The sequence below is a fragment of the Mammaliicoccus sciuri genome, from assembly GCF_002901825.1.
GTDB classification, from domain to species: Bacteria; Bacillota; Bacilli; order Staphylococcales; family Staphylococcaceae; genus Mammaliicoccus; species Mammaliicoccus sciuri.
The window spans coordinates 1-12,194 of record NZ_PPQD01000006.1 but is presented as its reverse complement, the minus strand read 5'-3'; the positions used below and the strand labels follow the sequence as shown (position 1 = coordinate 12,194).

Below are 12,194 nucleotides of genomic sequence, written 5' to 3'. Positions count from 1 at the left end.
CAATACTTAAGCCTCGACTTCAGCCATCTCTTGGCTTTACTCAATACTTAAGCCATGACTTCCACTATCTCTTGGCTTTATTCGATACTTAAGCCAAGAGATTCCACCCCTTCCTCCTAGAAAAACCTAGCTCACCCCTCCAATAAAAAAAAAGGCAGGGACACCACAATGGTCCCTGCCTTTCCTTATATATAATTCTTAGATAAAGCGTCCTAAGCGTGCTTCTGTTACGCCTGTTTCTTGATCATAAATTTCTTGTCCTCTTAATATTGTTTTTGTAACTTGTGCGCCGATTTCTCGACCAATATATGGACTCATTTTATTTCTATATGCTAAGTCTTCTGCTTGTAATGTATATGGTGCTTCTGGTTTGATAAATACAAAGTCTGCATCTTTTCCTAGTGCGATGCTACCTTTCGTATCTAATCCAAAGCGTTTTGCTGGTGCTGTTGCAATGATATCAGCAAATTTTTGTAATGACATATTACGTTTTTGAACGCCTTCGTCAAATAGTATATCTACGTTATTTTGTAATCCTGCAATACCGCCCCATGCTTCAAATGCATTGTCAGTATCTTTTAAATCTGGTGTACATGGTGAATGGTCAGATGTTACGAAGTTAATGTCTCCGTTTAATACGCGATCCCACATACCTTCTAATCGAGATTGTTCACGAATTGGTGGTGAACATTTAACAACTGGTCCGATTGAATCTAACTCTTCTTTGTAGAAGTATAAGTAGTGTGTACATGTTTCACATGTAATATCTACACCTTCTTGTTGAGCTTTGATCACTTCTTCAACGCCTTCTTCACAAGCAACGTGTACGATATGCACGCGACACCCTGTTTCTTTAGCGAATAATACGATTTTGCGGATTGGTTCAACTTCAGTAAATACTGGTCTAGAATCCACATATGCACTTAATGTTGTTTCGCCATTTTCTTTAGCGATTTCACCTAAACGATCTGTAATTGTAGCATTTTCTGAATGGATAGATAAGATTTTTCCCGTTTTAGCAATTTGTTTCATACCTTCATATAATGAATAGTCATCAACATTTTCAAAATCGCCTTCGATTGTACGGTCACCACAAGTTGCTAAGAATGCTTTATAAGCAACAACGCCCGCTTCATCTAATTCTTGAATACCACCGTTTAAGTTATAAGGTACTAATCCTCCATAACTTGCAACATCTACAGCTAACTCATCTTTACCTGCATCAAATTTAGCTTGGATAGAAGCTTTATCTGTAGTAGCTGGTACTTGGTTTAATGGCATTTCAACAAATGATGTTACGCCACCTTTAGCAGCTGCATTTGTACCTGTTACGTAACCTTCCCATCCGTCACGGTATCCGCCACCTGGTTCTGTAATATGCACGTGAGCATCTACCATACCTGGTGAAACGATTTGATTTTTTGCATCAAGAATTTGTTCAGCTTCTCCTAATTCTTGTCCGATCGCCGCAATTTTCCCGTCTTTGACACCAACTTCAACTTTTTGCGCGCCATCTTCTAAAATAACTAAACCATTTTTGATAATTAAATCATACTTCATTATATGCCACTCCTTCTTTTTTACTTTTATCTGCATGAAATACATAATGTAAAATAATATAAACACCGCCGGCTACAATAAAGCCGATAAACCATGAAAAGTCTGAAATCACTGTGAATCCTGGTAAGAACCCAAGTAATGAAATCACAACACCAGCAATCGTTCCGATATATGCTGAAATATTGATGCGTGGTATTTTTTGATCTTTTACACGTAAATCAAAATACAATTTATCTATATCAATGTGACGTCTAGAGACAATATAGAAATGTACAATCATGACACCCGCTACAGGTCCAAGTATTGCCCCAATAGCATTTAAGAATACGAAGATACTATCCTCGTTCTCCATCATTTTCCATGGCATAATCACAACACTCAATACTGAAGCAATGACTACACCACGGCGATAATTAATCCATTTCGGTAATAGCGCACTTAATTGATACGCTGCTGGAATAATATTACTTGTCGCATTTGTAGAAATCGTTGTCATTAATAATACACCAGTTGATATGAGAATTGCCCAGAAACTATCCCATTCATTAATGATTGTTAAGATGTTCCACTCTTGGTGACCTAAATAAATAGAACCACCAATAATAATGAATACACTCGCAATCGCGAATAAGATATGTGCAACCACGATACCTGAAATTTGACCGACAATTTGCGTCTTCGTTGATTTCGCATTTTGAGTAAAGTCAGATACACTTGCACCAGGTCCTGCCCATACACCTAATAATGAATTAAAGATTAAAATAAATGATAAAATCGCTGGGTAAATAATACCGCTAGATTTCGTTGAAATTTCATAATCTAAAATGTTGCCAACGCCTCCTGCAGCCATGACGCCCCAGATTGCCATACCACCAAATACAATGTATATAAGTGGGTTTAATACGGCAGTGAATTTATTAAGTATTTCTCCACCACCAAATCCAATTGCGAAACTGATTGCCCAGAATATTAAGAATGCGATTAATCCAGGAATTGAAATACCTAGAATCGTCACACCGCTTGCGATATCAGCGAATCCAGGGAAAATCTTATTCAATAAGATTAATAGTGCTTGTGAACCAGCAAAGGTTTGAAGTCCAAACCAAGCAATACCAGCTACAACACCACGTAGTATACCTGGTAACTTTGCACCTACATCTCCGTATGTATGACGCAATTGCATCGCAAAAGGTATACCGTATTTAGAACCAGCATAACCATTTGCTACTAATAATAATGCAATAATAAATGAACTTAATATTAATGCGAATATTACCTGTAAAGGTGATAGTCCGATTAATAAGAATCCACCTACTGCAGTATAGTTCGGTATATTATGAACGGCACCCATCCATAATGTAAAAAAGTTAAATGCCGAATTGTTTCTTTGTGCTGACGTTTTGGGCATTATATCTTTGTTATAGCCACGTTTTTCAAATTCGGCTGGAGTTAATGCCACGTCGTTTGCTTCTCTTGCCATTCTATATGTCTCCTTTGACTTAATCAGCTAATAACTAGCTATGAACTCTTCATATACAAGTGTAAGACTTATGTAAGCGTTTTTCTTTGTAGTTCTTAACATATATAGAATTTAAAATTATAGGTTTCGTACAAATTTTGTGTATAATAAATTTTAGAAATAAAAATCATTGGTCATTTTGAACAAAACAGATAACATTTTGACAAAAAATAACGGTTTCATTTATAAAAAATCGTTTTCACTTTTATATAATCTTCATTGAAAGATAAACAAAAACGGGAGGCCTTATGATGACAACTCTAAACGAAATTTTATCTATACCTCAATTTAAAGGTTTAGAGCTTATTAATAGAAAAGGAGATTTATCTTCTGAAGTAACGAGTCTAGACATTACTGAAAACAATGACATTAAACATTTCACATCTAGCAATGCATTCATCTTAACAACGGGCGTACTTTTCCAAGATAATCAGGAGAATTTAAAGAAATTAATTAAAGACTTAAGTGACATTCAAACAGCTGGTCTTGGTATTAAAGTCTCAAGATTTTTACATAAAATTGACCAAGATGTGATAGATTTTGCAGACGAATTGCAATTTCCGTTAATAGAAATTCCTGAAAGTTGGAACTTAGGTGAGATTACGCATGAAATTTCATCCTTTATATCCGACTCTGAAACGGGCAAATTAAATTATGCATTGCAAGTTCAACAAGAACTTAACCAACTGCTTATTAAAGGGTTCAGCATTGATAATATGATCGAACGCATGAGTAAATTACTAGGCGTACCTATTATATTATTTAACCCGTTCAAGAAGCCTGAAGCGATCAGTCATCACTATAGACAAAGTCAGTCATTATTATCTGAACACGTCGCTTATTTCAATGCACATCAACAAGAGGAACTCACACAAGATAAAAACAACTTAGTATTCGAAAATAAAGACCATGTTATCTTTAAAGTGTTGGGTTACACATATTTCCCTTACTACATAATGGTATCTCAAGTGAATAAACTTTCTTATCCATTTAGTCTTTTAACAATTGAACAAGTTGTGAGCGTGCTTAGTTTCGCCTTGTACAAAAATACTAAAATTCAAGAAGTAGAAAAGAACGACATTAACCGCTTCTTTGAATCACTCGTCTACAACAAAAGTGACCAAGCATTATCTATCAAAAAACATGCGGATTTATTAAGACAATATTATATCTACCCATCAGACTACTACCAAACTATCATTTGTGGCATAGATGCTAAGACTAACTTAGAAAATAGTTATTACTTAAACGAATTGCACCAATTAACTTTTCAATGGTTAACAGATAAATTATCCGAAATCGACTCATACATCAGTGTTTATCGATTACCAAGCAATGATCGCTTTGTCATTTTAATACAGAACAAACAAGAAGATCACCTAGAGATGATTGAACGACTACAAATCAGTTACAATGATTATTTTGAAGACCAAATATCTTTTGGTATAGGAAATGAAGTAACAGAGTTCTCTCAATTACCTTCATCATTCTTTGAAGCAAGCGAAGCATTTGAGAATGGCTTATTTAACAATGAAAAATCATTTATTTCCCAATACCATTCGAAAGATATTCAAGAATTATTGCAGCTCATACCACAAGAGAAACTCTTACCATTTGTGAAACATACACTCGGTCCACTTAGCTATCCAAAGACTAAAAAAGACATAGAATTAAAACAAACATTAAAAATTTATATGGATAACCAGTGCGATATCACAAAAACAGCAGAGAAAATATTTATCCATAGAAATACCGTCAAATACCGTATAAACAAATGTAGTAATCTAATAGGCACTAATATAGAAGATCCAATCCAATCATTAAATATACGTATCGCAATCTATGCGTCTAATATGATTCCATTTGAATAATTCTGATTATCAATACTCATAAACAATCTATATAGACACATAAATATAATGTCCTGCTCTATTGAAAAGTGTTAAAATATGTTTGATAAAATGTTAAGGAGTTTGATATGGAATTATTAGAAGCACTTTTAATATTTATTTTGGCAGTTATTATTAGTTCGATTATTAACAATCGCTTTCCTAATATACCGACTGCATTTATTCAAATTGGATTAGGCGTTGGTGTCTTCTTCTTACCAATTGATTTGTACTTTGAATTTAATTCTGAATTATTTATGATAGCCGTTATTGCACCACTATTATTTGTTGAAGGCACTCATGTTTCACGTTCTAATTTGTTAGCATATCGTAAACCGATATTATTAATGTCTATGGCACTCGTATTTACTACGGTTATTGGTGTTGGTTATTTTGTTCATTGGATATGGCCTGAATTACCGATGCCTGCCGCATTTGCCATTGCTGCTATACTTTGTCCGACAGATGCTGTTGCGGTCTCAGCGATTACACGTGGAAAATTATTACCTAAAGGTTCTATGTCTATTCTAGAAGGAGAGTCTTTACTAAACGATGCAGCAGGTATTATTTCATTTAAAATCGCGGTTACAGCTTTAGTTACAGGTGCATTCTCAGCAGTTCACGCTATTGAACAGTTTGTCATTTCAACTATCATTGGCGTCTTGATTGGTGCTATTGTTGGAACAATTATTGTAAGAATCCGAATAGATTTAACAGCTAATAAAGGTTTAAAAGATAATAATACGTTAACATTTATTCAATTATTAACGCCATTTGCTGTATATTTCTTAGCAGAACACTTTCATGCTTCTGGTATCATAGCAGTCGTTGTTGCCGGACTGATTCATGGCTGGGAACGCGACCGGCTCATTAAAGCTCAAACCGAGCTTCAAATGAATTATCATCAAATTTGGAGCACATTAAGTTATGCCTTGAATGGATTTGTATTTGTTGTCTTAGGTTATCTTGTTCCAACAGTCATAATAGACATCTTCCAAACAGAACCTGATAACTTAATATTCTTAATCACAACAACACTACTGATTGCTTTAGCCATATATATTTGTCGTTTTGTATGGGTTTATTTTTGGTATAAAGATTTTTATTATCCGAAAAATATCCAATCCTATTTAAATGATGACACCTTTGAAACACCACCATCACGACTTCGCTATGCATTTATAATGACAATGTGTGGTATTCATGGGACGATTTCATTATCAATGGCACTAACTTTACCTTATGTCATTACACAAGGTGACGCTTTTCTATATCGAAATGATTTATTATTTATTGCATCATTAATGGTCTTATTAAGCCTAATATTAGCACAAGTGGTCTTACCTCTTATTACACCTACAGCCAAGACTTCATCAACTAAAGGCATGACTTATCAATCTGCTAAGATATTTATCGTACAACAAGTCATTGCTCATTTGAAATCGGAAAGTAAAGTTGATAGCAATGCAGATTTTAGACCTGTGCTCAATCAATATTATGGAGAGTTATTATTCCTACTTAATTCCGAACCGAATAATAAAAACACTAAAGAACTAAAACGTTTAGAAGAAATCGCCCATACAGTTGAAACAGAAACATTAGAAAGACTAATCGAAAGTGATAAAGCTACGTACCAAGATATTAATAACTACCGTAATGTTGTAGAGTTATCTGAAACACATCGTAATGCCTCCTTTAGAGATAAAGCTATCAACTACATCAAGATGTTTGTCATTCGATTAAAAGCAATTAAGCATTTCAAATCAGAGGATAAAGAAACAAAAATGCAAGAATACGCGAATAGTTTTAAAGACGTTCAAAAAATTATGCGTATCGTGAACCATCATGTTACGTTACGTATGAAAGAAGAACAGAATAGTACAAATGTATTAGAAGTAAGTCTGGTTATTAATCAGTATTACAACATTAGTAGAATACTGAAATGGCAAGAACAACGTCGTAAACAAGACGACAACCATTCACATCAAGTGGTATCTCAAGAATCATTTACAAATCATAAATTACAAGCATTATATATGCAACGCCACTATTTAGACGAGCTCATTAAACACAACAAAATCAATAACACCGTTGCAGGACAAATACGTGAGAATATAAATTATAACGAAATCGTCTTAGCGCAAAAGTATAAACATTAATCATAACTTCCCTCTTACTTAATAGTATTGGTTTCTTATTTGCAGGAATTTTACAAGCGACTAGTTAAGTTCTTGGAGCAACTATCATGGCAATCTGACAAATTTCCGTTATACAGATTCACATAATGACTATGCATACAATATGGGACTTTAGGGTAAATAGATTGTAGAGGTGATTGAGATATGACAAATGATAAAGTCAAAGCTGAAATTGAACGTATATTAGATACATCTAGAATCGGTGTACTTTCTACAGCACTTAACAATATACCAAATAGTCGATATATGGTTTTTTATCATGATGATTATACACTATATACAAAGACAAGCATTGATTCTCAAAAAGTTATTGAGTTTAAGGATAATCCTAGAGCACATGTCTTAATTGGATATGACGAAACAAAGAATCGTAGCTTTCTTGAAATAGAAGCACACGTAGAAATTCTCAAAGATAAAGATACGATTGATTGGCTTTGGAATAAACAAGATAACTCATTTTTCGATTCTAAAAATGATCCCGATTTATGCGTACTTAAATTAACACCTAAAGCCATCAAAATTATGAATGATGATGAGGTCGATACACCTCAAACAATTACATTTGATTAATACACAATAAAAAAACTAGGACATAGTAATCTAATGACCATTCTAGATTACTATGTCCTAGTTGCTTTTTTATATACCTTTTTCTATATCTTCTAACATCGCGTCTACTGTAATTTTCGCACTTGTTAAGACGATAGGTACACCTGCACCTGGATGTACACTTGCTCCTGCAAAGTAAAGATTTTGATAATTTCTACTTATATTCGGTGGTCTATAATAATTACTTTGAGCAAGCGTTGGCATTAAACCAAAGGCTGCCCCAAATTTCGCATGATAATGACTTTCGAAATCTTTAGGTGTAAATATGATTTCAGTTACGATATGTTCTTTTACATGTGCTAATGCTTTAACAGTAGCCATTTTTTTATAAACTATTTCTTTCACTTGTGATACTGTCGCTTCATCTGTCCAATCTACATGACCAGTCTTAAGCTCGGATACTGGCATTAACACGTATATTCCTGTTTGACCCTCTGGAGCGAGCGTTTTATCTTCAACGCTTGGCGCATAAACATATATAGAAGGATCTTCTGATAATGTGCCATTGAAGATTTCTTTAATATTTTCATCAAAATCTTGTGAGAATATGACATTATGTAGTAAAATTTCTTCTGACAAATCCAAATCAACACCTATATACATTAAAAATGCTGAGCAAGAATAATCCATATTATTGATATTTTCTGTTGTATATTTCTTAGATTGAAATGATTTTTTAATCAATGATGATGCGGCATAAGGAAAATCTGCTGTACATAAAACTTTATCATAACGTTCAATGCGACCCTCTACTTTTAGACCTTCCGCACGCTTATAACGTGGATCAATGATGATTTCTTCTACATTCGTCCCTGTGTATATATGTGTACCGAGTTCTTCATTTAAAGTTTGAAGCGCTTCTGCAAAGCGATACATGCCACCTTTAATAAAGTGCACACCAAACATCAATTCAATCATTGGAATAATGGAATATAACGAGGGGCTTTTTTTCGGATCTATTCCGATATATAACGTTTGAAATGCTAAAATCTTTTGAATTTTGTCGTTAGCGACATATTTTTCTATTAAGTTATCTGCTTTATCGAATGTCTTTAATTTCATACCTTGATATAATGTATATGGATTATAGAAGTCTGAAGGCTTACGAAATGTACGTTCTAAGAAATGCTTTCGTGCAATTTCATATCGCTCGTAAATATCGGTTAAGAATGACATAAATCCATGTGTAGAATTCGGTTCAATAGATTCAAGCATATCTCTTAATTGAGATAAGTCTGTAGGTACACGCACTTGATCGTCATCACTGAAGTAAACATCATAAATATGAGACAATTGTTTGATTTCTAAATAATCATTGATATCTCTATTAGCATACTTAAATACATCTTGATAAATTTCGGGCATCATCACAATTGTAGGACCCATATCAAACGTAAAGCCATCTTGCTTTATTTGATTCATCCTACCACCTATTTGTTTGTTTTTCTCATAAATATCGACTTGATGACCTCTTGCGGCTAACCGCGCAGCTGATGCTAATCCTGATACACCACCACCTATGACTGCAATTCTCATATAGATTCACCTCTATTATATTTCGCCATAACTTCACGATAAATTTTTAATTTTTTTCTTTTATTAACAAAAACTTTTTGATGCAATGTGTATCTGGATTGTCTAACTTCTTCAAGTATTTCAAGATATATGCTTGCTGCTACTTCAATAATATAACGTACTTCTTCATCAAAATAAGTCATCCCATTTAAAGCTTTTTCATATAACGCAGTGGCTTCTTGAGCATAACTTTCCCATAAATTAATATATGATTGAGTTATACCACCTTGATATATAGCAAATAAATCGACATTATATAATGCTAATCGTTCTCTGCTTAAATAAATTCTATCTCGTTTAAAATCTTCTCCAACATCTCTTAAAATATTTGTTAATTGAAGTGCTTTTCCTAAAGCAATTCCTGCGTGTTCAGCTTGTTTAATATGCGCTTTTTGTTTTGATGCTAGTATGGGTGTGAGCAATTCACCCACTGTTCCTGCCACACCATAACAATATAGAGATAAGTCCTCGTCAGTTTGTATGCGTTTTAAATGTAAATCTTCTTTAACATAATGTATAAGAGTTTGTAACGGTTGGTGAGGAATAGCATAGTCTTTCAACGTATGGCGATAAGCATTCATAATGGAATCGTCGCTTTGATATCGTTGAACGTTATGGTTATATATTGCATCCAAATCATTTGCGATACATTCTAATTGTTCGAGATCTTGATATTCATCGATACTATCATCTATAATGCGACAAACGGCATAAATTGCCCACACCGCTTTCTTTTTATTCAGTTCTAACATATCAAATGCATATGAGAACGTCTTTGAATGTAACTTCATAATATTGTGACAGTGTCTATAATCTTTCTCTAATTGATTCACTAATTGTCCTCCTCGATAACCCCACGTGAATACTTTTGAGTGTTTCAATTTTTATAAATTTATTTTTCTCCCTTTCCATTGAATTATTTTAAACACATGGACATCAAACCATGATTTCATAAATATCATCATAAAATTCATGAACATCAATGGATGACAAACGCTCACTAAGATATGAAAATTCCCAGTTCTCTTTAAAATAACATAATGTTGAAAGGCATATAAAACATACACCATTAAAGCTAATGCGATAAATATAGGATTTAACCATAACGATATTATAACCATTATTGTTGAAGTCACAGTACCAATTAACCACAATACGATTAAAGCCAATGTTGATTGCTTCGTTACTTGAGCGCCTAATGCAATATGCTTACTCCAACCTTCTATAAGCGATTTATATCCTTGAGGATACATTCTAAAATTCACAACACCTTGACCTTCATATAATTCCACTGGTAAAGCATGTTGATGATAAGACTTACTTATAGCGAAACCTTCGATAATTGAATCTTTTGCGTTAAAGTGACCTTGTGTTAATTCGTAATCTTGCTTATTCGTTAGAATGACTGGACCAAATGCCATTTGGTCATCATATTTAGACTTCGTAATAGAGAATGTATTCATACCTACTATCGTCATTACGTTAAATAATGCCGATGCGTTCTCATACAATCGTTCAATCATATGATAAGGCTGTATAGAAAGTAGCCCTCTATACTGTTGCAATTTATATTGGTTTACGATTTGCCAAATACTATCAAGACGACTAAATTGAACATCAGCATCTACAAACAGCAACATATTGTGAGAGGCAAACTGACTACCTTCCCAACAAGCATGCGATTTTCCTTTCCAAGTAGCATGCTTTGAAACTTTATAAACATGTGCGCCATATTGTTCGGCAATTGCGCAAGTTTGATCTGTAGAGTCATCGTCCATGACAATAATTTCTATATCTTTATGATTGGCCACACGTTTAAGTAAGTTCGGTAAATTTTTCGCTTCATTTCTAGCAGGAACAATGAGACTAACAGGTGTCTTAGAAGCTTCCATATGACTAGGATTAATCTTACAGCGCCTGAAGTACATCAATGCCCCACTTAGCATCGTACAAATCGTCAAGATTAGTGTTACAACATATACTATTATTATCATCTATATCAACTACTTTCCGTCTTCAGCAATAATACTATCAGCTACTTGCATACCACTTAATGTGACCATTGGCATTCCTGGGCCAGGATTGACAGAACCCCCAACAAAATAAAGGTTTTTATAGTATTGACTCTTTTTAGGAAATTTAAATCCTTTGTTTTTCTTTTTATCTGAAACGACCCCATATATAGCACCTTTATGAGATTGATAAGTACGTTCTATATCATGTGGTGTCCAAATATCTTCGTATATGATGTGCTTTCTTAAACCATGTAATCCCATGGACTCTAATTTGTCTAATATGCGTTCTCGAAAAGCTTGATATTCATCTTGACTAAATTGCTGATGTTGAATATACGGTATATGCGGTAATATTTTGATGTTTTCTTGTCCTTTAGGTGCTTGTGTCGGATCAGTCTTATTTGTATTGACTATATAAATAGTCGGATCTTGGGGTAAAATGTACTGATGGAAGACTTCATCGTAATTGCGCTTTGAATCTTTAGAGAAGAAGAAATTATGATGTCTAAGTTCGGGATAGCTTTTATCTACTCCTAAATGCATAACATATCCCGAACTCGCGGGTTCAAATTTGCTTTCTAACTGATTTAACCGACTTTGTTTCATATTCATTAATTTTTCATATACAGGTAATACTTCCATATTTGAGATAATATAATCAGCATGTTGATGTACATTATTATCAAGTTGAATACCCGTAACTTCTTTGTTTTGATTATATATAATACGCTCCACATGTGCATTTAAATGAATCGAGACACCTAATTCGCGTGCTAATTGTTCCATCGCTTCTGCTAATTTATGAATCCCGCCATCTACATACCAAAGA

At 33.9% G+C, this 12,194-nt stretch carries 9 protein-coding genes; 3 read left to right on the top strand and 6 right to left on the bottom strand.

Annotation, left to right across the window (positions count from 1 at the left end; translation table 11 throughout):
• Nucleotides 1-198: 198 nt before the first annotated feature.
• Both allB and allW read right to left on the bottom strand, forming a co-directional pair.
• Complete coding sequence (gene allB, locus CD035_RS01725; protein ID WP_048540403.1) at nucleotides 199-1,560, bottom strand: allantoinase AllB; 1,362 nt, start codon at nucleotides 1,558-1,560, stop codon at nucleotides 199-201.
• Nucleotides 1,550-3,040 carry an allantoin permease gene (gene allW, locus CD035_RS01720; RefSeq protein WP_048540402.1) on the bottom strand — a complete coding sequence of 497 codons (1,491 nt, stop codon included), beginning with the start codon at nucleotides 3,038-3,040 and terminating at the stop codon, nucleotides 1,550-1,552. Before allW ends, allB begins: the two co-directional genes overlap by 11 nt.
• Before the next feature lie 290 nt (nucleotides 3,041-3,330).
• Between allW and CD035_RS01715 the strand changes: the two genes are divergently transcribed.
• The 3 genes from CD035_RS01715 to CD035_RS01705 all read left to right on the top strand — a co-directional run bounded on the left by CD035_RS01715 (nucleotide 3,331) and on the right by CD035_RS01705 (nucleotide 7,736).
• On the top strand, nucleotides 3,331-4,950 hold the full coding sequence (locus tag CD035_RS01715; protein ID WP_048540401.1) for a PucR family transcriptional regulator: 1,620 nt from the start codon (nucleotides 3,331-3,333) through the stop codon (nucleotides 4,948-4,950).
• 107 nt (nucleotides 4,951-5,057) lie between these two features.
• Complete coding sequence (locus CD035_RS01710; RefSeq protein WP_048540400.1) at nucleotides 5,058-7,127, top strand: cation:proton antiporter; 2,070 nt, start codon at nucleotides 5,058-5,060, stop codon at nucleotides 7,125-7,127.
• Nucleotides 7,128-7,310: 183 nt separating this feature from the next.
• Nucleotides 7,311-7,736, top strand: a complete 426-nt coding sequence (locus tag CD035_RS01705) for a pyridoxamine 5'-phosphate oxidase family protein (RefSeq protein ID WP_048540399.1) — start codon at nucleotides 7,311-7,313, stop codon at nucleotides 7,734-7,736.
• Between the two features lie 69 nt (nucleotides 7,737-7,805).
• Here CD035_RS01705 and CD035_RS01700 read toward each other — a convergent pair whose 3' ends face one another.
• From CD035_RS01700 to CD035_RS01685, 4 genes are all read right to left on the bottom strand, one after another.
• Nucleotides 7,806-9,311: a phytoene desaturase family protein gene (locus CD035_RS01700; protein ID WP_048540398.1), complete on the bottom strand. Its 1,506-nt coding sequence runs from the start codon at nucleotides 9,309-9,311 to the stop codon at nucleotides 7,806-7,808.
• On the bottom strand, nucleotides 9,308-10,183 hold the full coding sequence (locus tag CD035_RS01695; protein ID WP_048540397.1) for a phytoene/squalene synthase family protein: 876 nt from the start codon (nucleotides 10,181-10,183) through the stop codon (nucleotides 9,308-9,310). Before CD035_RS01695 ends, CD035_RS01700 begins: the two co-directional genes overlap by 4 nt.
• Before the next feature lie 51 nt (nucleotides 10,184-10,234).
• Nucleotides 10,235-11,344, bottom strand: a complete 1,110-nt coding sequence (locus CD035_RS01690; RefSeq protein WP_229412498.1) for a glycosyltransferase family 2 protein — start codon at nucleotides 11,342-11,344, stop codon at nucleotides 10,235-10,237.
• Nucleotides 11,345-11,353: 9 nt separating this feature from the next.
• A partial coding sequence (locus CD035_RS01685) for a phytoene desaturase family protein (RefSeq protein ID WP_142383030.1) occupies nucleotides 11,354-12,194 on the bottom strand: 841 nt, incomplete at its 5' end.

Bases quoted from the DNA above. Each gene is read 5' to 3' on its own strand.
- allB (WP_048540403.1), bottom strand. From the start codon at position 1,560: ATGAAGTATGATTTAATTATCAAAAATGGTTTAGTTATTTTAGAAGAT.
- allW (WP_048540402.1), bottom strand. From the start codon at position 3,040: ATGGCAAGAGAAGCAAACGACGTGGCATTAACTCCAGCCGAATTTGAA.
- CD035_RS01715 (WP_048540401.1), top strand. From the start codon at position 3,331: ATGACAACTCTAAACGAAATTTTATCTATACCTCAATTTAAAGGTTTA.
- CD035_RS01710 (WP_048540400.1), top strand. From the start codon at position 5,058: ATGGAATTATTAGAAGCACTTTTAATATTTATTTTGGCAGTTATTATT.
- CD035_RS01705 (WP_048540399.1), top strand. From the start codon at position 7,311: ATGACAAATGATAAAGTCAAAGCTGAAATTGAACGTATATTAGATACA.
- CD035_RS01700 (WP_048540398.1), bottom strand. From the start codon at position 9,311: ATGAGAATTGCAGTCATAGGTGGTGGTGTATCAGGATTAGCATCAGCT.
- CD035_RS01690 (WP_229412498.1), bottom strand. From the start codon at position 11,344: ATGATAATAATAGTATATGTTGTAACACTAATCTTGACGATTTGTACG.